Below are 20774 nucleotides of genomic sequence, written 5' to 3'. Positions count from 1 at the left end.
TACAATGACAATCGAAATTAATGTACCAGACATCGGTGCAGATGAGGTTGAAGTAACTGAGATTCTGGTTAACGTTGGCGACAAGGTTGAAGAAGAACAGTCACTGATCACTGTTGAAGGCGATAAAGCTTCTATGGAAGTTCCAGCGTCTCAAGCGGGTATCGTTAAAGAAATCAAAGTAGCAGAAGGCGATTCTGTTTCTACTGGTTCTCTTATCATGATCTTCGAAGCGGAAGCGGCCGGCGCTCCGGCTGCGCCAGCAGTTGAAGCGGCGGCACCTGTTGCAGCTGCGCCTGCGGCAGTAGAGCTTAAAGAAGTACATGTTCCAGACATCGGTGGTGATGAAGTTGAAGTCACTGAAATCATGGTTGCAATCGGCGATGCAGTAGAAGAAGAGCAATCGCTTCTTACTGTTGAAGGCGATAAAGCTTCGATGGAAGTACCTGCACCATTCGCGGGCATCGTTAAAGAAATCAAGATCGCTTCTGGTGATTCAGTGTCTACTGGTTCTCTAGTAATGGTATTCGAAGTGGCTGGTTCAGCGCCGGCAGCAGCTCCTGCTCCTGCGGCAGCACCAGTTGCAGCGACTCCAGCAGCATCTGCTGAGAAAGAAGTCAACGTACCAGATATCGGTGGCGACGAAGTCGAAGTGACTGAAATCATGGTAGCGGTTGGCGATACAGTAGAAGAAGAGCAATCTCTCATTACTGTTGAAGGTGACAAAGCTTCAATGGAAGTCCCTGCACCATTTGCTGGTACAGTGAAAGAAATCAAGATTGCAGCTGGCGATACCGTGTCAACTGGCTCTCTAATCATGACGTTTGTCGTGGAAGGCGCAGCACCTGCTCCTGTTGCAGCACCTGCACAAGCAGCCGCTCCAGCGGCGGCGCCGGCTTCTAAAGCAGAAGCGCCTGCAGCGGCTCCAGCAGCAAATGACTTCCAAGAAAACAACGATTACGCTCACGCTTCTCCAGTTGTGCGTCGTCTTGCTCGTGAGTTTGGCGTTAACCTTTCTAAAGTTAAAGGTTCAGGTCGTAAGAGCCGTATCTTGAAAGAAGATGTTCAATCTTACGTGAAAGAAGCGCTTAAACGTCTTGAGTCTGGTGCAGCAGCATCTGGTAAAGGCGGTGATGGTTCAGCACTTGGCCTACTACCTTGGCCAAAAGTTGACTTCAGCAAGTTTGGTGAGACGGAAGTTCAAAAACTGTCTAAAATCAAGAAAATCTCTGGTGCTAACTTGCACCGCAACTGGGTAATGATTCCACATGTTACACAGTGGGATAATGCTGATATCACGGCGCTTGAAGCATTCCGTAAAGAGCAAAATGCGATTGAAGCGAAGAAAGACACAGGCATGAAGATCACACCACTTGTGTTCATCATGAAAGCGGTCGCGAAAGCACTAGAAGCCTTCCCTGCATTTAACTCTTCACTATCTGAAGATGGTGAGAGCATCATTCTGAAGAAATACGTGAATGTTGGTATTGCGGTTGATACGCCAAATGGCTTGGTTGTTCCTGTCTTTAAAGATGTGAACAAAAAAGGCATTTACGAGCTATCTGAAGAGCTAGCCGTAATTTCTAAGAAAGCACGTTCTGGTAAACTGACTGCAGCCGATATGCAAGGTGGTTGTTTCACCATCTCTAGCCTAGGTGGCATTGGTGGTACTGCATTTACGCCAATCGTTAATGCACCAGAAGTGGGTATCCTAGGGGTATCTAAATCTGAAATGAAGCCAGTATGGAACGGGAAAGAATTTGAACCGCGCCTACAGCTTCCACTTTCTCTATCCTACGATCACCGAGTGATTGATGGTGCAGAAGGTGCACGCTTCATTACTTATTTAAACAGCTGCTTGAGCGATATTCGCCGTTTGGTACTGTAACAAATAAATAGAAACTAGGGCGGCTGAAACAGCCGCCCTTATTGACAAAATTCAATGACAATTTGATGATACTGTAATTTTTACAAATCGAATTGTTGTCTAGCTCACAGGCTAAATTGATTTACTTTTCACACCATTAACATCTCTGTAAACTGTTGGCGGTCTGAATTACATTGTTTAAGCAACATACTTTAGATAATGTTGTTTAAAACAACGTCTCAATATAAGAAATCAATACCCACTCAGCCTGTTAGGGATAATGACTACAAGAGGTCAAAATGAGCAAAGAAATTAAAGCCCAAGTGGTAGTACTTGGTGCCGGTCCTGCTGGTTACTCCGCTGCATTCCGTTGCGCCGATTTAGGCCTAGAAACGGTTCTAATCGAACGTTATAGCACGCTTGGTGGTGTATGTTTGAATGTGGGTTGTATCCCATCTAAAGCACTACTTCACGTATCTAAAGTTATCGAAGAAGCAAAAGCGCTTGCTGAACACGGTATCGTATTTGGTGAACCGCAAACCGACATCGACAAAATTCGTCTTTGGAAAGAAAAAGTAATCGGTCAGCTTACTGGTGGTCTTGGCGGTATGGCTAAGATGCGTAAAGTGACAGTGGTTAACGGTTTAGGTCAATTTACTGGTCCTAACTCTATCGACGTTGATGGCGAAGATGGTAAAACAACCATTAACTTTGATAACGCGATCGTTGCGGCGGGTTCTCGTCCTATCAAATTGCCATTCATCCCGCATGAAGACCCACGTATTTGGGATTCAACGGATGCACTTGAGCTTAAAGAAGTTCCGGGCAAACTGCTTATCATGGGCGGTGGTATCATTGGTCTGGAAATGGCAACGGTATATCACTCTCTAGGTTCTAAAATTGACGTTGTTGAAATGTTCGATCAACTGATCCCTGCAGCTGATAAAGACATGGTTAAGGTTTACACCAAGCGTATCAAAAACAAGTTTAACTTGATGCTTGAAACCAAAGTGACCGCTGTTGAAGCGAAAGAAGATGGTATCTACGTTTCAATGGAAGGCAAAAAAGCACCAGCAGAAGCTGAGCGTTATGATGCTGTTCTTGTTGCGATTGGTCGTGTTCCTAACGGTAAATTGCTTGATGCTGAAAAAGCGGGCATTGAAGTAGATGAGCGCGGCTTTATCAATGTGGATAAGCAAATGCGTACTAATGTGCCTCATATCCATGCTATCGGCGATATCGTTGGTCAGCCAATGCTTGCGCATAAAGGTGTGCATGAAGGTCACGTAGCGGCAGAAGTTATCTCTGGTAAGAAGCACTACTTTGACCCGAAAGTGATTCCATCTATTGCCTACACTGAGCCAGAAGTTGCGTGGGTTGGTAAGACTGAGAAAGAAGCGAAAGCAGAAGGTCTAAACTACGAAACAGCAAGCTTCCCGTGGGCAGCGTCTGGTCGTGCGATTGCTTCTGATTGTGCTGACGGTATGACTAAGCTGATCTTCGATAAAGACACGCACCGTGTTATCGGTGGTGCTATTGTTGGTACTAACGGTGGTGAACTGCTGGGTGAAATTGGTCTAGCAATTGAGATGGGTTGTGATGCGGAAGATATCGCATTGACGATTCACGCTCACCCAACATTGCATGAATCTGTTGGTCTTGCGGCTGAAGTATTTGAAGGCACAATCACAGACCTTCCAAATGCTAAAGCGAAGAAAAAGAAATAATTAAGATTTCTTAAGAATCTAAAAAACCGCTCAGATGAGCGGTTTTTTTTATGCCTAAACGTTTATGGTGAGACGTTATGTCTGAATCATGCTTAGGCGACAATTGGCCGAGTGAAGCCTAGTGATTCCCTTCATTTTTATAGATACAGACCATATCCATATAGCAATCTGTTAAAGACTTAATACCGTCACTATCGGTATTACGATTAGCTTCAATGAATAGCGAATAACAAATGCCATGGAACAGGCTTGTGAGGTGCTTAGGGTTATGATGCGGGCAAACTTCACCGCGTTCAATCGCCTTGATAAACATGTTCTCAATCAGCGCTTGGCTGGTTTTATTGGAAGAGATAAACAACGGCCATACTTCTTCACGTGTTGATGTGCTCCATTCGAACCACACTTTATTCCAATGACAATCTTCCATCACCATGTCGACTACTTTATCTAAGATGTTCGTCAGGTTTTCTTTAATGTTGATATCAAGATCGATGGTGTTAGATAAGAAGTTAGAGTATTGACAGACGACGTGATTGAGCACTTCATCAACAAGATCTTCTCGGGTTGGGAAGTAATTGAAGACAGTGGCGACAGAGACTTGAGCTATTTCTGCAATATCGGCGTGTCCACCACGGCCAATGCCGCGCTTTGCAAATACTTCTAAGGCTATTTCCATCAGTTGCAGTTTACGCTTCTGAGGCGACAGGCGAGTTCTTGGTCTTTTAACTATTGAGTCCATTTTATGTTCCTTGCCAACGTTGTTTGAGCATGTGACGTTAAAAATGCTCAGATTATTGTGCTGAGTCAGTGGCCCCTATGTTGGGATGGTCGATTGACATGAAGTGTGCCTATCATGAAATAACCACTTTTCCATTTTGGAAATATACTGCTTAGCTTTTTCTATTGAGTGATAAGTGTAATGGTGCATATATCACTTGGTCAATGCCCATTCACTGATAATTATGATAATTAGTGCGTATTTACCTGCGCATCACACTTTTATTGAAAGTGTAACAATGTTTCAACAGGTTAAGTTAACAAGAAGGGGGGCTGGTTTAGACCAGTAAGCTTTTTATCGGACTATTTCGGCCGCTATTTTTATCGAAACACAGAAAGTGTTACCATACCGCCACTTTAAGAGTGACTCCTCTGCTTCTAAGTGGGGTTCATTTTATCCTGCTCTTGGGATTAGATTTTACTGAGTTAAAAGCGGTTAGAATCGTATCGTTTGAGTAAACCACAATAATCGAGATCGATATGAAACATACTATTGAAGTGATGATTTCCGAGAAAGAAGTGCATGACCGCGTTCAAGTCTTGGGCAAGGAAATTACTGAGCACTATAAAGGCAGCGAAGATTTGGTCATGGTTGGCTTGTTAAGAGGCTCATTTGTATTCATGGCTGACTTAGCACGTGCGATTGATATTACACACTCAGTGGATTTCATGACCGCATCTAGCTACGGCAACACCATGGAAAGCTCTCGTGATGTTCGTATCTTGAAAGATCTTGATGATGACATCAAAGGTAAGGATGTCTTATTGGTTGAAGACATTATTGATACTGGTAACACATTGACGAAAGTAAAAGAGATTTTGTCGCTGCGTGAGCCTAAGTCTATCCAGATTTGTACGCTATTGGATAAGCCTTCTCGCCGTGAAGTCCCTGTTGATGTTAAGTGGATTGGCTTTGGTATTCCAGATGAGTTTGTGGTCGGTGTAGGTATTGATTACGCACAGAAGTATCGCCATCTGCCTTACATTGGTAAAGTTGTTCCTCAGGAATAATAAAAACGCCCACTTCTTCTAGTTAAGAGTGGGCGATTTTTATTCTAGTGAAGAGGAGGCACTATCATTCGAGTACTTACAGTATGCTTTACTTCAGTACTCCGCTATTTAAAATTTTTGCCATGGCAGCTTGGTAGTTAACTTCGAGAGATTCACGGCTTGAGCAGCGCACGCCTAGATCTTGTAACTTGCCATCACCAATGCCGTATACCACGCCGTGAATTTCTGTCTCTTGTCCGCGTTCCCAAGCATTTTGCATCACGGTAGAGTTACCCAAGTTGTAGACTTGTTCCGCCACATTGATTTCACAAAGCTTGTCTCCCCACATTTCACGAGGCAGTTCACCAAGCCAGTTTCTGTGCTTTAGGTACAAATCACGGATATGCAGTAGCCAGTTATTGATAAGACCAAGTTGTGGGTTATCAATCGCGGCATTCACACCACCGCAGCCATAGTGACCACAAACAATGATATGTTTGACTTTCAATACGTCAACCGCGTATTGCACTACAGATAAACAGTTCAGGTCAGTATGAATGACCTGGTTAGCAACGTTGCGGTGTACAAACAGTTCGCCAGAATAAAGGCCTGTGAGGCGCTCTGCGGGGACGCGACTATCTGAACAACCGATCCAAAGAAAGCCCGGGTTCTGACCTTCTTCCAGTTTGGCAAAATACGCTGGGCGCTCTGCTTTTATTTGCTCTGACCACTTTGAGTTATTTTCAAAGAGTTGTTTGATTTCTGGCATGGTTATTCCCTTAATTGATTCGAATTACTATACACAATGTTACAATTTGAATCCCGTAAAAATTACGTCAAAAAGCACTCATCTGACGTCTTCATGTCGCTAAAATCAACCACTTATACAAGAAGTGACATTTTGTATATGAGATATAACAATTGAATTAACCACTAACACTTCTTCATACACTATTACATTTGCTATCGTACGGCGGTTTTCGAGTGATTGAACAAGGATGGATATGCAGTTAACACATCGTTTTCGTGAAATAAGCCTCAAAGGCGACCTTTTTGGTGGTGTCACTACCGCGATTATCTCCCTTCCTTTAGCGTTAGCATTTGGTGTTGCATCCGGAGCTGGTGCTGAAGCCGGGCTGTGGGGGGCAATCATGGTGGGGTTATTTGCTTCACTATTTGGTGGCTCTTCAACACTCATTTCTGAGCCAACCGGTCCTATGACGGTAATTATGACCGCCGTTCTCACCAGCATGATGGCTAAGTACCCTGAAACCGGGCTCGCCATGACGTTTACCGTGGTGATGATGGCAGGTGCATTTCAGATTCTATTAGGCACGCTTAAACTGGGTAAGTATGTGACGCTAATGCCCTACAGTGTCGTCTCTGGTTTTATGTCTGGAATTGGGGTCATTCTTATTATTCTTCAGTTTGCGCCACTATTGGGGCAGGCAGCACCCGCTGGAGGCGTCATCGGAACGCTGCAAGCAGTGCCTGATATTCTCAGTAATATGGATATCGCTGAGCTTTTCTTAGGTCTATTGACGCTGGCTATTTTGTTTTTATTCCCTAAGTCGTATCAAAAATACGTACCACCGCAACTTGTCGCGTTAGTGGCCGTGACTCTATTGTCGGTGCTGTTTTTTGATATGGACAGCATTCGTCGAATCGGCGAAATTCCCGCAGGGCTGCCAAGCATCGTGTTGCCACATATCAATGCCGATATGCTGACGACGATGGTGATTGATGCGTTGGTGCTCGGCACGCTAGGGTGTATTGATACCTTACTCACCGCTGTCATTGGCGATTCACTGACTAGAAAAGAGCACGATTCCGATAAAGAGTTACGTGGGCAAGGGCTCGCGAACTTAGTGGCGGGACTATTTGGCGCACTACCCGGTGCAGGTGCCACTATGGGAACCGTCACCAATATTCAAGTCGGGGCGCGTTCGCCATTATCTGGGGTGGTTCGTGCATTAGTCTTAGCGCTTGTCGTATTAGTTGCGGGTGGATTAACCGAACCGATCCCAATGGCTGTGCTGGCGGGGATTGCGGTATTCGTTGGTTTTAATATTCTCGATTGGAGTTTTATTCAGCGCGCCCATAAGGTCAGCCTTCAAGGCATGGCTGTTATGTATGGCGTGATGCTATTAACGGTATTTGTCGATCTTATTGTCGCGGTAGGGTTAGGGGTATTCATTTCTAATATCATCATTATTGAACGTTTAAGTCGTGAACAGGCACGTCAAGTTAAGGCGATTAGTGATGCCGATGAGGACGATGTACCACTGACAGCAAATGAACGCCGATTACTTGAACAGGCCAACGGCAAGATTTTGTTCTTTTATCTTTCCGGACCGATGATATTTAGTGTCTCCAAAGCGATATCTAGGCAGCACTCCAGTATCGCCGATTACCAGGCAATGATCCTAGACCTGACCGACGTCCCCATGATTGACGTAACGGTTGGCCTGGCTTTGGAGAATGCCATCAAAGATGCGTTGGATGCGCACTGCCAAGTGTATCTTCTGTGTCCGAATGAAAAGACGCAGCAGCAGCTTGAAAAGTTTCACATCCTAGATTTGGTGCCAAACAGTAATATGTATCCATCGCGTGAACAGGCATTAAGCGCGGCTTCAAGTCAGTTAGAAAATGAAACTAACCTAGCGATATAGCATGAGTGCATGACTGAGCGGATGACATAGAGAAGTAGAATAAATAGTGGCAATTTAATCATGATGTTGCTTTTGCTATTGAAAATAAGCTAAAGCGACATCATGTTGAGTGGTACAGTGTTTGCTGGCGTTATTTATTTTTCGATATAATTGGAATTATCAAATTATAACCATTTGACTACCAGTTATCGTGTCTGACCACAATTGGTGCACAACATGTACGCATTAGAGATAGAACAGTTACGTAAAACCTATGCAGGCGGCTTTGAAGCGCTGAAAGGGGTGACTCTGACGGTTGAAAAAGGCGACTTTTACGCCTTGCTTGGCCCAAACGGAGCAGGAAAATCGACCACGATTGGTATCATCACTTCTTTGGTGAATAAAACCTCGGGCAAGGTAAAAGTCTTCGGCCATGACATTGATGAACAGCTGGAATTGGCAAAGCAGCAACTCGGGTTAGTGCCGCAGGAATTCAACTTTAATCCGTTTGAGACCGTGCAACAAATCGTCTTACAGCAAGCAGGGTATTACGGAGTGCCGCGTGATGTGGCAAAGCAGCGTGCCGAAAAGTACCTGACTCAGTTAGATTTATGGGAAAAACGTGAAGAGCGCGCAAGAAATTTATCAGGCGGCATGAAGCGACGTCTGATGATAGCTCGAGCATTAATGCATGAACCTAAGCTGCTTATTCTTGATGAGCCGACTGCGGGTGTCGACATTGAGTTGCGTCGCTCTATGTGGGACTTTCTTAAAGAAATTAATAAACAAGGCATTACGATTATTTTGACGACTCACTACTTAGAAGAAGCAGAGCTGTTGTGTCGTAATATCGGGATCATTCAACGCGGTGAGTTGATTGAAAATACCTCCATGAAGTCATTATTAAATAAGCTTCATGTTGAGACATTTGTGCTAGATATTGAGACTAACCAAACGATCCCAGAGTTGTCGGGTGTGAACTCACAGCAAGTCGTCAATGGCTCTTTGGAAATCGAGTTAGAGAAGACGCAAGGGCTCAATCATGTCTTTGAGCAACTCAGTCGAGCTAATATCAAAGTGTTGTCCATGAGAAACAAAGCCAACCGATTGGAAGAATTGTTTGTGTCTATTGTTCGCCAGCCAAAGCAAGGAGAGCAATAATATGTATTCAATTTATTGGACCGCATTTAAGAGCTTACTCACTAAGGAAATTAACCGTTTCACACGTATATGGGTACAAACACTGGTACCGCCAGCTATCACTATGACCTTGTACTTCATTATTTTTGGTAGCCTGATTGGCTCTCGAATCGGCGAAATGAACGGGTTTAGCTATATGGAATATATTGTTCCAGGCCTGATTATGATGTCGGTAATCACCAACTCTTATTCTAATGTGGCTTCTTCTTTCTTCAGCGCTAAGTTCCAGAAAAACATTGAAGAGTTGTTAGTAGCACCGGTACCTAACTATGTGATAATCGCAGGGTTTGTGATGGGCGGTGTTGTGCGCGGTCTTTTGGTCGGCACTATTGTAACCTTTGTATCTCTGTTTTTTGTCGATCTGCAAGTGCAGCACTGGGGCATTATTATCGCGACGGTATTTTTGACATCGGTGGTGTTTGCTTTAGGCGGTTTGATTAATGCCGTGTTCGCAAAAACCTTTGATGATATCTCTATAATCCCAACGTTTATTTTGACACCGCTTACCTATCTAGGTGGGGTATTTTATTCCATCAGCTTGTTGCCTGAGTTTTGGCAGGGAGTATCAAAAATCAATCCGATTGTTTATATGGTTAACGCCTTCCGCTATGGATTTTTAGGTGTTTCGGATGTCGGGATTGTGACCTCATTTAGCGTACTATTGGTGTTTATCGTGGTACTTTATGGGGTAGCACACCATCTAGTGACAAAAGGCATTGGCCTGAGAAGCTAGGCGTCAAAGTGACAAGTAAAATGGTGGCATTAGCCACCATTTTTGTTTTTGAGTCGAGACAAGGACGACGAATGCAACTGCCAGCACCATTACAACACCATGCTCAACAGTCTATTGAGCGAATTAAAGAGCGCTATACAGATATTTCTCATTGGACGCCTGTTCGATATGAGCAATTGCAACGGGTATTGTCAGTCAGTGAGTTTGTTGAAGAGGCACTGCTGAAAGACGAGACACTGTTCCAGCAGCTTCCTGAGATGCTCGAGCATACCGAACGCGCGGAGTCTTATCGTGACCTCTTACATGCTCATTTATCGGAATGCAGTATAGAAACCGATGGTCACAGGGTATTACGACGGTTTCGTAACCGTGAGATGACCTATATTGCTTGGCGTGACATGGTGGGGGATTGGTCGCTTGAGGAAAGCCTACATCACTTGTCTATGCTTGCCGAAGCCATGATATTTGAAACCTACAATTGGCAATATCAGGCTTGCTGTCAAGAATGGGGCACGCCTTGTAATGAAGAAGGTGAAGCTCAACCAATGTTGATCATTGGTATGGGGAAACTCGGTGGTGGCGAGCTGAATTTTTCTTCAGATATCGACCTGATTTTCACTTATCCAGAAAACGGTGAAACACAGGGCGCGAGACGCTCTATTGCCAATGCGCAGTTTTTTACTCGTTTAGGGCAGCGCATTATTAAAGCGCTTGATCAGCCAACTTTTGATGGATTTTGCTATCGCGTTGACATGAGACTTCGACCATTTGGTGAAAGTGGACCATTAGTGATGAGCTACGCGGCACTTGAGGATTATTATCAAGAGCAAGGTCGTGATTGGGAGCGCTATGCCATGATCAAAGCGCGAGTCATGGGGCGGGAGATGTACCCAGAGTACCAGGAACTGCGTCAGATGTTGCGCCCGTTTGTTTTCCGCCGTTATATCGATTTTAGTGCGATTCAGTCTCTGCGCCGGATGAAATCGATGATCAGCAGTGAAGTGAGGCGCCGTGGCCTAGCGAACAATATCAAACTTGGTCCCGGTGGAATTCGAGAAGTGGAATTTATTGCCCAAGTTTTCCAGCTGATTCGTGGTGGACGCGAACCGAGTTTACGAGGCCGAGGTTTACTTGAAACGCTTGATGCCATTGAAACTCTTAAACTGCTAGAACAAAGAGAAGTGACGCACCTACGAGAGGCGTACTGCTTTTTACGCCGCCAAGAAAATTTGCTGCAAGCCATGGGCGATAAGCAGACCCAAACGCTGCCTGAAAAGGAAGATGACCAGATCAAATTGGCCTATGTGATGGGGTTTGATTCGTGGGAGTTGATGTTAGAGGCAACCTCGCAGCATATGCTTAACGTGCATTGCGTGTTTGGTGATTTGATTGGTGAAGACGATGAAGAAGAGCCCAACCCAATACAAAAACACTTCCATGAGTTATGGGACATGGCTCATGATGCTGAAGTAGTTGAGCATATCCTTGAGCATGACTTGAACGTTGCAGAGGCAGAGCAGAAGCAAACGATCATCTGCCAGTTTAAAAAAGATCTAGCCAAAAAGACGTTGGGGCCGCGTGGTCGAGAGGTACTAAACCGCCTTATGCCAAAAGTGTTCAATGCGATTTATGCTCATAAGGACGCGGAATTTGGTTTGTCTCGAGTGTTGTATGTGTTGCACCGCATTGTGACCAGAACAACGTACCTTGAGTTGCTCGATGAGCACCCCGCCGCACTGGTTCAGCTGGTGCGGTTATGTACCGCCAGTCCAATGATTTCCGAGCAGTTAGGTCGTTATCCGATCTTGCTGGATGAGCTGTTAGATCCTTCCCACCTTTATAACCCGGTGCCATTAGAGTCGTATAAAACAGAGTTGCGCGACTACCTTGCCCGTATTCCAGAAGAGGATATGGAGCAGCAAATGGAAGCGCTGCGTCAGTTTAAGCAAACCTGTATTTTACGTATTGCCGCGGCAGATATTGCGGGTGTGTTACCTGTAATGAAGGTGAGTGATCACTTAACGTATTTGGCTGAAGCGATCGTTGAAGCCGGTGTGAATCAAGCTTGGCAGCAAATGGCCGAGAAGTTTGGTGAACCGACGCACATTAAAGATCGTGGCAGTAAAGGTTTTGCCGTGATCGGCTACGGAAAAGTGGGCGGCTGGGAGCTAGGCTATAACTCGGATCTTGATATTGTCTTTATGCATGATTGCCCGGTTAATGTGTACACCGATGGGAAAAAAGAGCTGGATGGTCGACAGTTCTACTTACGTTTAGCGCAGCGCATCATTCATATTTTTTCAACGCGTACCGCGTCAGGAATTTTATATGAAGTGGATACGCGACTGCGTCCTTCTGGCGTGTCTGGTTTGCTGGTCAGCCCGACCGATGCTTTTGATGAGTATCAACACAATGATGCATGGACATGGGAGCACCAAGCTTTAGTCCGGACTCGCTTGATCTATGGCGATGCTGATTTGCAGCAGGCATTCAATAACACTCGAGTTGATGTGTTAACGAAAGCGCGAGAAGAATCGGAACTGAAACCCAAAGTCGTTGAGATGCGTGAAAAGATGCGAACGCATCTTGGGGGAAAGAAAGCGGGACGGTTTATGCTCAAGCAAGATCCCGGTGGGATCACCGATATTGAATTCTTAGCTCAGTACTTAGTGCTGCGTTTTAGCCATGACAAACCAAAGCTTACTCGTTGGTCGGACAATGTCCGCATCTTTGAAACCATGCTCAAACAAGGGGTGATGGAAGAAGAGCAGGCAATGACGCTGATTCGTGCCTACACGACGCTGCGAGATGAAATTCATCATCGTAACCTGCTAAATTTGGATGCGGATGTTGCAGAAGACAAGCTTATTGCCGAGCGTGAAGCGGTGATTCAAGCTTGGAAGCAATGGATGATCTCGTAACGCGAATTTGGTATCGGTAGTAGGAGTTGTGCTACTATCTTTTCAAAGCTTTAACCTGCGCTTATTCGGGCTATCGGTTGCAAATCGAGCTTGGCAACTGCGGCAGGGGTGATGCATACAAAACAATTTAACGTGGTGAGGCAACTCATCGCGGTCGTTATTTGGAGTAAGAAATGAAACCCATCCTACCTGATTACAGCGATTCAGGCGTACTGATTGTTGGTGATGTTATGTTGGACAGATACTGGTATGGCCCAACCGGGCGTATATCTCCTGAAGCTCCAGTACCTGTTGTTAAAGTAGAAAACAATGAAGAACGTCCCGGTGGCGCTGCAAACGTAGCGATGAACATCGCCTCTTTAGGTGGCCACGCCCACACTATTGGCTTGGTTGGGCAAGATGAACCAGCGAAAGTATTAACTGATACGCTGACTTCTCTGAAGGTAAAGTGTGACTTTGTAGAGTTAGAGAACTACCCAACGATTACCAAGCTGCGTGTACTTAGCCGTGGGCAACAATTGATCCGTTTAGACTTTGAAGACAAGTTTGAAAATACCGATCCTGAGCTAGTGCTGACAAGAATGCAGAACGCGTTGCCTAATGTAAAAGCGGTGGTGTTGTCTGATTATGCTAAAGGGGCGTTAGAACACGTTCAATCCTACATTCAACAAGCTAAGTCAGCAGGTGTACCCGTCTTTATCGACCCTAAAGGTGCGGATTTTGAACGCTACCGTGGTGCGACATTACTGACGCCAAATATGCTTGAATTTGAAACGGTGGTAGGCAAAGTCAAAAACGAAGAAGAGCTGGTAGAAAAAGGCTGTGCGTTAATTGAAGAGTTTGACTTTGAAGCGTTACTTGTCACGCGCAGTGAGCATGGCATGACGTTACTTCGCCGTGGTGAAGCACCATTCCACCTACCTACTCAAGCGAAAGAAGTTTTTGATGTGACGGGTGCTGGCGATACGGTTATTTCGGTATTAGCTGCCTCTGTTGCTGCCGGTAAGCCGTTAGATGAAGCGTGTGCGTTAGCTAATGCTGCGGCAGGTGTCGTAGTGGGTAAACTTGGTACATCAACACTTTCTACTATTGAGTTAGCAGAAGCGGTACATGGCAGTCAGGATACGGACTATGGTGTGATCAGTGAATCAGCTTTGATTGAAGCGGTGAAAAAAGCGCGCTCAAAAGGCGAGAAAGTCGTCATGACAAATGGCTGTTTCGACATTCTTCATGCCGGCCACGTGTCTTATTTAAACCACGCAGCCGAGCTAGGTGACCGATTGATCGTCGCGGTGAATACCGACGAATCAGTGCGAGCACTGAAAGGCCCAGGCCGTCCTGTGAACCCAACGGATCGTCGTATGGCCGTTCTTGCAGGATTAGGTGCGGTAGATTGGGTTGTTCCGTTCTCGGAAGAAACACCGCAGCGTTTAATCGCAGAAGTATTGCCGAGTTTATTGGTTAAAGGCGGCGATTATAAACCTGAAGAGATCGCTGGCGGAACCGAAGTGATTGCTGCTGGTGGCGAAGTTAAAGTGCTTAACTTTGAAGATGGCTGCTCAACGACGGAAATTATTGAAGCGATCAAGGGTGGTCAGGGTTAATCCCTTTCTATAGCACGAGAGAACGCTGTAATTAAAAAGGGACGCCATGGCGTCCCTTTTGTTTTTCAACTGATTTGTTTTTCAACCGATTTATTTTTCAATAAATTAGTTTGTTCGCTTAAGGCCAGCGTTGATATCAATAATATCTTGCTCGCTTAACGTACCGACGGATTGGCGTAGGTTCAAGATGCTGACGATGTAATCGTAACGAGCATCAGAGAGGTTACGACCAGCGTCGAACACAGATTGCGTTGCTTCTAGTACATCGACAATAGTACGAGTACCCACATCAAAACCGGCTTTGGTTGCTTCTAGTGCTGATTGCGCAGAAATAACCGTTTGCTCGTAAGCGCGGATAGCACCAATGGACGAGTTAATGTTGTTATTGTTCGCGCGAACATTTTTCACAACAGAGCGGTAAGTTTGCTCTAGCTGTTCACTTGCTGCCACATAAGCGTACTCTGCTTGTTTAGTTTGTGACGTAATGTTGCCACCACTATATAGAGGCACAGACAAGTTGATACCAGCGTTGAAGCTGTTAGTACTGCCTGGTCTTGATAGTAGAGCGGTATCATTTCTTTCGTTACCGTAGTTATAACCACCATCAAGCGTTAGCTTAGGAAGGTGACCAGAGCTTGCTAGTGTAATGTTGTCTTTAGCAATGTCTTGTCCGATACGAGCCGATAGCAAATCAAGGTTTTTACTTTGCGCTTCTTCAATGAAGAAATCAACCGAATTGGTCGGGCGCTGAGCAGAGAAACGATCCGTATCTAGCTCATCGATATTAGTGTGCTCTTGTCCGGTGATTTCACGTAGACCTTCGTACTTATTTAATAAGTCGTTTTCAGCCACGACTTCATCAGCCAACACTCGGTCATACTGCGCTTGCGCATCATGTACATCAGTAATCGCAGAAAGACCCACTTCAAAACGTTGCTTGGTTTGCTCTAGTTGACGAGCCACCGCCGCCTTGTTCGCTTTTACAAACTCTAAGCTGTCTTTTGAACGTAGTACTTCAAAATACGCTTGAGCAGTACGTAGGATCAAGTTTTGCTGTGCGGAAGCGTACAATGAGTCTGATTGGCGAGCATTCTTTTCCGCCGTATCGAGTGTGAGCCAGCTAGAGCGATTGTATAACTCTTGAGAAAAGCCAATTCCAGCACTAGCTTTATCGCTGTCTGCAAATTCATCGTCACTTCGATTTACATTATAACCAGCAGTGAGGTTAATTTGCGGTAGTAAGGTGCTTCGAGCAGAGTTGATGGCTTCAAATGCACGATCTCGCTCAGCAGCTGAACGCAGTAGTTGAGGATCGTTCTGTTTAGCTTGATCATAGACTTCGGTTAAAGAGTCGGCCCATGTCGCTGCACTTACGCTTCCTAATGCAGCTGTGATGAATAGTGGAAGCAGTTTTTTCATTTGTCCTAATCCTGCCTGAATACTGAATAAGAGGTATGATTCACAGTTTAACTTAAAACGAGCGTAATTCACTCGAAACTTTGCAAATTTTTACGCTAGAGCCTGCAAGAATGCGACAATAAATTAACCAAAACCCAATGTTTTTTGAATTATTGCGTAAAAAGTTGAAGCTGGTCGTTGGTAGTTGTGCGATTCGTTGAGTAAACTGTAAGATTCATTTTTATTGGGGTTTGTCATGGAACATTCACAACAGCCATTGCCTAAATATACATCACATGATGTCGAAATAATCTCTAAACAAACGGTGTTTAAAGGTTTTTTTGAAATGGTGTTGTATCGATTTAAGCATCGTCTTTTCGACGGCGGTTGGAGCCCTGACATTCAGAGAGAAATGTTAGTTCGTGGCGGAGCTGCTGCGCTATTGCCTTATGATGCAAAGCGAGATGAAGTGGTGCTTATCGAACAGATTCGAGTCGGGGCACTTGAGCATAAGTCGCCTTGGCAGACGGAGATTATTGCAGGAATTGTTGATAAACAAGAATCTGTTGAAGAACTTGTACAGCGAGAAGCGGTCGAAGAAGCAGGTGTTGAGGTAAATAAGCTCACCCGAATTACCGCTTACTATCCATCATCAGGTGGATGTTCAGAGAAAATTGAAGTCTTTGTGGGTCAGGTAGATGCCTCAACAGCGAGTGGTGTTCATGGACTAAAAAGCGAAGGCGAAGACATTCGCGTCAAGGTCGTTTCACGACAAAAGGCGTATCAAATGATAGCCAGTGGTGAAATTGAGAACGGTGCATCTATTATTGCGCTGCAATGGCTTGAGCTGAATTATCGTCAGCTACAGCAAGAGTGGTAAAAATGGCAACAACACGTCAAATCGAAGGTAAAGCGTATCACGTTGATCTTGCAGAACTCATGCGAGTCTATGAGACCAATTACGCCAAGTTAAATCGATTGATCCCAACGACACCACAAGTTGGAGATGTGCGTTGCTATCAGGCAGGTTCATTAACGTATCAAATCGTGATTGTAGAAGTGACCAAGTACACAACATTGGTCGAAATTTGCCAAGATGATGAGCTTCCTGTTTTCCCTTTGCCTAAAATGGTGGTGAGGCTCTACCATGACGCAAAAGTTGCCGAAGTTTGTCATTGTGAACAAACCGCTAGAGTCAAAGCACGGTATGATTACCCCAATACTAAAATGCTTCAAAAGGATGAAAAGTTTCAGTTTAATCAGTTTCTTAGTGATTGGCTGACATTTTGTCTGAAAAATGGAATTAGTCGAGCTCCGATCATGTATCGAAGTTAAACAATAGTAGATATTCAGGTCTTATTATTTTGAAAACAACACCCAGTGGTGAATCTCAGTCTAGTGCCGTCAGGTTACTGCAATTGACCGACACGCATCTATTTGCGCCTCAGGATGGCTGCTTACTGAGTGTGAACACCCACGATAGCTTTAAAGCTGTCGTGTCTGAAGTGTGCCAGCAAGGCACGCATTTTGATGCATTATTGGCAACGGGCGATATCTCTCAAGATCATACTGAGTCTTCTTATCGAAAGTTTGTTGACGGGATTATGCCGCTTAACCTTCCTTGTTTTTGGTTGCCGGGTAATCACGATTTTAAACCAAGTATGAACAGTGTATTGGACTCACCTCTGATACAAACCGCAACGCATACATTGCTGGGCGAGCATTGGCAAATTGTGTTGCTGGATTCTCAAGTCGTGGGCGTACCCCATGGGCGATTAAGCGACAGCCAACTCGAATATTTGGATAATAAACTCAGTGAGCACCATGACCGACATACTTTGGTGTTGCTCCATCATCACCCAATATTGGTGAACAGTGCTTGGCTCGATCAGCATTCATTAAAGGACTCACAAGAGTTTTGGGATATTGCTGATAAACATGACAATGTGCGTGCTGTGCTATGTGGTCATATTCACCAAGAGCTTGATTTGATGCACCGTGGTGTAAGAGTATTAGCAACGCCGTCGACGTGTGTTCAGTTTAAGCCCAACTCCAATGAATTCTCTCTGGATACCCTGTCGCCAGGGTGGCGAGAGTTGGAGCTCTTTAATGATGGTCAGCTAGATACCGTCGTCAAACGTTTACCACATGGAGCGTTTCGTCCCGACTTTAATGCTGAAGGTTACTAACTTTAATACTGAGGGTTACTAATGAATAAAAAGCCGTCGTTATTGCTCTATATTCATGGTTTTAACAGCTCACCTCAATCACATAAAGCGCAAGTCATGCAGCAGTTTTGTCAGGAGAATCGTCCTGATATTACGGTGGTGGCCCCGCAAATGCCGAGCTTTCCTAAGCAAGCGGCAACGTATTTGGTTGACGTTATACAGCGCTATGAAAAGACGCATCGAATTGGCTTAATCGGTAGCTCTTTAGGTGGCTACTTATCGACGTGGTTAAATGCGCAGTATGGTTTTAAAGCCGTGTTGATTAATCCAGCAGTTAAACCTTATGAGTTGCTGGTGGACTTTCTTGGCGAGCAAGAAAACCCTTATACTCATGAGCAATACACATTAGAATCTTGTCATATCAACGAACTAAAAGAGTTGGACGTGGCGATCCTCCGCTCGCCTAGCGATTTTTGGTTGTTGCAACAAGAGGAAGATGAGGTACTTGATTACCGCCAAGCGGTCGCTAAGTATTCGAATTCAAAGCAAACAGTGGAAGCGGGTGGCGATCATAGCTTTGTTAATTTTGAGCGTTATCCACAGCAGATTATCCACTTCTTAGAGTTGTAGCGTTTTCACTAAATAGCGTGTAGCTGAGGAGGGAGTCATAAATTTCCCCCCAACTTTGGTGCGAAACTTGACAACACTTCCTTTGAGCCAGACTATGATGTGTCTGTACTTACGCGTGTGCCTTAAGACTTGTTGGTTACGAGTCAAATGAAGGCTGATGGTGCAATGCATCATCGACAATCTTTTTGCTGCTAAGTATCAATCTTTATTTGAGTAAAATTTCCGTATTATGACAGAACAATATAATGCTGGAGCCATTGAGGTTCTCAATGGTCTTGAGCCAGTACGTCGCCGACCAGGGATGTATACGGATACAGCGCGTCCAAACCATTTGGGCCAAGAAGTTATCGATAACAGTGTCGATGAAGCGCTAGCCGGACATGCCTCGAAAGTGCAAGTAATTCTTCACGCCGATCAATCCCTAGAAGTGATTGATGATGGGCGAGGTATGCCTGTAGATATTCACCCAGAAGAAAAAGTCTCAGGTGTTGAACTGATTTTTTGCAAGCTGCATGCTGGTGGTAAGTTTTCCAATAAAAACTACCAATTCTCTGGTGGCCTGCACGGGGTGGGTATCTCCGTGGTCAATGCGTTATCGAAACGTGTTGAAGTCACCGTTCGCCGTGATGGTCAAGTCTATGAAATGGCGTTTGAGAACGGCAATAAGGTTGAAGAGCTGACAGTAACGGGTACTTGTGGGCGTCGTAACAAAGGGACCAGTGTTCACTTCTGGCCAGATACGAGCTACTTTGATTCCGCAAACTTCTCCGTTACTCGCTTAGTGAATAACCTGCGAGCTAAAGCCGTGTTATGTCCTGGGTTGGAAATCACATTCAGCGACAAAGTGAACGGAAAAGATCATAAATGGCATTACGAAGATGGTCTGAAAGATTACCTTGCTGAAGGTGTGAAAGGCTATACCGTTTTACCAGAAGTCCCTTTTACTGGTGAGTTTTCTGCAGAGACAGAAGCGGCGACTTGGGCGCTAATTTGGCAGCCTGAAGGCGGTGAAATGATCACTGAAAGCTATGTTAACTTGATTCCTACCGCTCAAGGTGGCACGCATGTTAATGGCTTACGTCAGGGGCTTCTTGATGCCATGCGTGAGTTTTGTGAGTTCCGAAACTTGCTGCCGCGTGGTGTTAAGTTAACGGGCGATGATGTGTTTGATCGCTGCTCTTATGTCTTGTCCGTGAAAATGCAAGATCCTCAGTTTGCTGGGCAAACGAAAGAACGCTTATCGTCACGTCAGTGCGCTGCCTTTGTTTCTGGCGTTGTGAAAGATGCCTTTAGTCTGTGGTTGAATGAAAAGCCCCAGCTGGCAGAGCAACTGGCTGAAGTATGTATTGCCAACGCCCATCGACGTATGCGTGCGAGTAAAAAAGTCGTGCGTAAGAAGGTCGCATCAGGACCTGCTCTACCTGGTAAATTGACCGATTGTTCACAGCAAGATCTGAACCGCACAGAAATCTTCTTCGTGGAAGGGGACTCTGCTGGTGGCTCTGCGAAACAAGCTCGAGATCGTGAATTCCAAGCAGTGATGCCACTGCGAGGTAAAATTCTGAATACTTGGGAAGTGTCAACGGACCAAGTATTAGCCTCTCAAGAAGTGCACGATATCTCTGTTGCGCTAGGGATTGATCCTGATAATGATGATTTGAGTGCTCTGCGCTACGGTAAAGTGTGTATTCTTGCCGATGCGGACTCGGATGGGCTGCATATTGCGACCTTACTGTGTGCATTATTTACTAAGCATTTCAGAGGACTGGTCTCGGCGGGGCACGTTTATGTTGCCATGCCACCACTTTATCGAATCGATTGTGGTAAAGAAGTCTTTTATGCCCTAGATGATGACGAAAAAGATGGCATTTTAGAGCGATTGAGTAAAAAGAAAGCGAAGATCAACGTACAGCGATTTAAAGGTCTGGGTGAAATGAACCCATTACAACTTCGCGAAACCACGATGGATCCGAATACTCGTCGCTTGGTGCAACTGACCATTGATGATGACAGTGCGACCGATGAAATGATGGATATGTTGCTAGGTAAAAAACGAGCGGATGACCGTCGTAGCTGGCTACAAAGTAACGGCGACATGGCCGAGGTATAAC

16 protein-coding genes are annotated in these 20774 nt (G+C 45.1%); 13 read left to right on the top strand and 3 right to left on the bottom strand.

Annotated elements, in window-relative coordinates:
- The first annotated feature begins 4 nt into the window (after positions 1 to 4).
- Both aceF and lpdA read left to right on the top strand, forming a co-directional pair.
- On the top strand, positions 5 to 1885 hold the full coding sequence (gene aceF, locus L4D74_RS16620; RefSeq protein WP_428753400.1) for a pyruvate dehydrogenase complex dihydrolipoyllysine-residue acetyltransferase: 1881 nt from the start codon (positions 5 to 7) through the stop codon (positions 1883 to 1885).
- A 278-nt stretch (positions 1886 to 2163) separates the two neighbouring features.
- Positions 2164 to 3591, top strand: coding sequence for a dihydrolipoyl dehydrogenase (gene lpdA / locus L4D74_RS16615; RefSeq protein WP_250617379.1), 1428 nt, complete (start codon positions 2164 to 2166; stop codon positions 3589 to 3591).
- A 118-nt stretch (positions 3592 to 3709) separates the two neighbouring features.
- Here lpdA and L4D74_RS16610 read toward each other — a convergent pair whose 3' ends face one another.
- Positions 3710 to 4330 carry a LuxR/HapR/OpaR family quorum-sensing transcriptional regulator gene (locus L4D74_RS16610; RefSeq protein ID WP_428753398.1) on the bottom strand — a complete coding sequence of 207 codons (621 nt, stop codon included), beginning with the start codon at positions 4328 to 4330 and terminating at the stop codon, positions 3710 to 3712.
- A 518-nt stretch (positions 4331 to 4848) separates the two neighbouring features.
- Here L4D74_RS16610 and hpt point away from each other — a divergent pair.
- A complete protein-coding gene (hpt, locus tag L4D74_RS16605) occupies positions 4849 to 5379 on the top strand; it encodes a hypoxanthine phosphoribosyltransferase (protein ID WP_250617381.1) in 531 nt (176 codons plus the stop codon).
- Between the two features lie 88 nt (positions 5380 to 5467).
- On the opposite strand, the gene can is transcribed toward hpt, so the two are convergent.
- Positions 5468 to 6127, bottom strand: coding sequence for a carbonate dehydratase (gene can / locus L4D74_RS16600; protein WP_428753397.1), 660 nt, complete (start codon positions 6125 to 6127; stop codon positions 5468 to 5470).
- A gap of 235 nt (positions 6128 to 6362) precedes the next feature.
- Here can and L4D74_RS16595 point away from each other — a divergent pair, with 235 nt between their 5' ends.
- From L4D74_RS16595 to hldE, 5 genes are all read left to right on the top strand, one after another.
- Positions 6363 to 8030, top strand: a complete 1668-nt coding sequence (locus L4D74_RS16595; RefSeq protein ID WP_428753396.1) for a SulP family inorganic anion transporter — start codon at positions 6363 to 6365, stop codon at positions 8028 to 8030.
- 216 nt (positions 8031 to 8246) lie between these two features.
- Positions 8247 to 9170: an ABC transporter ATP-binding protein gene (locus L4D74_RS16590; RefSeq protein ID WP_428753395.1), complete on the top strand. Its 924-nt coding sequence runs from the start codon at positions 8247 to 8249 to the stop codon at positions 9168 to 9170.
- 1 nt (position 9171) lies between these two features.
- Entirely contained in the window at positions 9172 to 9942 is a 771-nt protein-coding gene (locus tag L4D74_RS16585; protein ID WP_265676517.1) for an ABC transporter permease, read from the top strand.
- 71 nt (positions 9943 to 10013) lie between these two features.
- Complete coding sequence (gene glnE, locus L4D74_RS16580) at positions 10014 to 12863, top strand: bifunctional [glutamate--ammonia ligase]-adenylyl-L-tyrosine phosphorylase/[glutamate--ammonia-ligase] adenylyltransferase (RefSeq protein ID WP_489686469.1); 2850 nt, start codon at positions 10014 to 10016, stop codon at positions 12861 to 12863.
- A 173-nt stretch (positions 12864 to 13036) separates the two neighbouring features.
- Positions 13037 to 14467: a bifunctional D-glycero-beta-D-manno-heptose-7-phosphate kinase/D-glycero-beta-D-manno-heptose 1-phosphate adenylyltransferase HldE gene (hldE, locus tag L4D74_RS16575; protein ID WP_428753393.1), complete on the top strand. Its 1431-nt coding sequence runs from the start codon at positions 13037 to 13039 to the stop codon at positions 14465 to 14467.
- Positions 14468 to 14572: 105 nt separating this feature from the next.
- On the opposite strand, the gene tolC is transcribed toward hldE, so the two are convergent.
- Positions 14573 to 15886, bottom strand: a complete 1314-nt coding sequence (gene tolC / locus L4D74_RS16570) for an outer membrane channel protein TolC (protein ID WP_428753391.1) — start codon at positions 15884 to 15886, stop codon at positions 14573 to 14575.
- A gap of 235 nt (positions 15887 to 16121) precedes the next feature.
- Here tolC and nudF point away from each other — a divergent pair, with 235 nt between their 5' ends.
- The 5 genes from nudF to parE all read left to right on the top strand — a co-directional run bounded on the left by nudF (position 16122) and on the right by parE (position 20773).
- Positions 16122 to 16745, top strand: coding sequence for an ADP-ribose diphosphatase (gene nudF / locus L4D74_RS16565; protein WP_428753390.1), 624 nt, complete (start codon positions 16122 to 16124; stop codon positions 16743 to 16745).
- Between the two features lie 2 nt (positions 16746 to 16747).
- The gene (locus L4D74_RS16560) at positions 16748 to 17200 is read left to right on the top strand and encodes a DUF1249 family protein (protein ID WP_428753388.1); all 453 of its coding nucleotides are present in this window, start codon (positions 16748 to 16750) and stop codon (positions 17198 to 17200) included.
- A 29-nt stretch (positions 17201 to 17229) separates the two neighbouring features.
- A complete protein-coding gene (cpdA, locus tag L4D74_RS16555; RefSeq protein ID WP_428753386.1) occupies positions 17230 to 18054 on the top strand; it encodes a 3',5'-cyclic-AMP phosphodiesterase in 825 nt (274 codons plus the stop codon).
- Between the two features lie 21 nt (positions 18055 to 18075).
- On the top strand, positions 18076 to 18663 hold the full coding sequence (gene yqiA, locus L4D74_RS16550) for an esterase YqiA (RefSeq protein WP_428753384.1): 588 nt from the start codon (positions 18076 to 18078) through the stop codon (positions 18661 to 18663).
- Between the two features lie 229 nt (positions 18664 to 18892).
- Complete coding sequence (gene parE / locus L4D74_RS16545; protein WP_250617393.1) at positions 18893 to 20773, top strand: DNA topoisomerase IV subunit B; 1881 nt, start codon at positions 18893 to 18895, stop codon at positions 20771 to 20773.
- The last annotated feature ends 1 nt before the right edge of the window (position 20774 follow it).

The organism is Vibrio cionasavignyae (assembly GCF_050337155.1).
GTDB classification, from domain to species: domain Bacteria; phylum Pseudomonadota; class Gammaproteobacteria; order Enterobacterales; family Vibrionaceae; genus Vibrio; species Vibrio nomapromontoriensis.
This window is presented reverse-complemented; position numbering and strand designations above follow the sequence as displayed.

Bases quoted from the DNA above. Each gene is read 5' to 3' on its own strand.
- L4D74_RS16560 (WP_428753388.1), top strand. From the start codon at position 16,748: ATGGCAACAACACGTCAAATCGAAGGTAAAGCGTATCACGTTGATCTT.
- L4D74_RS16590 (WP_428753395.1), top strand. From the start codon at position 8,247: ATGTACGCATTAGAGATAGAACAGTTACGTAAAACCTATGCAGGCGGC.
- hldE (WP_428753393.1), top strand. From the start codon at position 13,037: ATGAAACCCATCCTACCTGATTACAGCGATTCAGGCGTACTGATTGTT.
- aceF (WP_428753400.1), top strand. From the start codon at position 5: ATGACAATCGAAATTAATGTACCAGACATCGGTGCAGATGAGGTTGAA.
- lpdA (WP_250617379.1), top strand. From the start codon at position 2,164: ATGAGCAAAGAAATTAAAGCCCAAGTGGTAGTACTTGGTGCCGGTCCT.
- nudF (WP_428753390.1), top strand. From the start codon at position 16,122: ATGGAACATTCACAACAGCCATTGCCTAAATATACATCACATGATGTC.
- hpt (WP_250617381.1), top strand. From the start codon at position 4,849: ATGAAACATACTATTGAAGTGATGATTTCCGAGAAAGAAGTGCATGAC.
- can (WP_428753397.1), bottom strand. From the start codon at position 6,127: ATGCCAGAAATCAAACAACTCTTTGAAAATAACTCAAAGTGGTCAGAG.
- L4D74_RS16585 (WP_265676517.1), top strand. From the start codon at position 9,172: ATGTATTCAATTTATTGGACCGCATTTAAGAGCTTACTCACTAAGGAA.
- L4D74_RS16610 (WP_428753398.1), bottom strand. From the start codon at position 4,330: ATGGACTCAATAGTTAAAAGACCAAGAACTCGCCTGTCGCCTCAGAAG.
- parE (WP_250617393.1), top strand. From the start codon at position 18,893: ATGACAGAACAATATAATGCTGGAGCCATTGAGGTTCTCAATGGTCTT.
- L4D74_RS16595 (WP_428753396.1), top strand. From the start codon at position 6,363: ATGCAGTTAACACATCGTTTTCGTGAAATAAGCCTCAAAGGCGACCTT.
- tolC (WP_428753391.1), bottom strand. From the start codon at position 15,886: ATGAAAAAACTGCTTCCACTATTCATCACAGCTGCATTAGGAAGCGTA.
- glnE (WP_489686469.1), top strand. From the start codon at position 10,014: ATGCAACTGCCAGCACCATTACAACACCATGCTCAACAGTCTATTGAG.
- yqiA (WP_428753384.1), top strand. From the start codon at position 18,076: ATGAATAAAAAGCCGTCGTTATTGCTCTATATTCATGGTTTTAACAGC.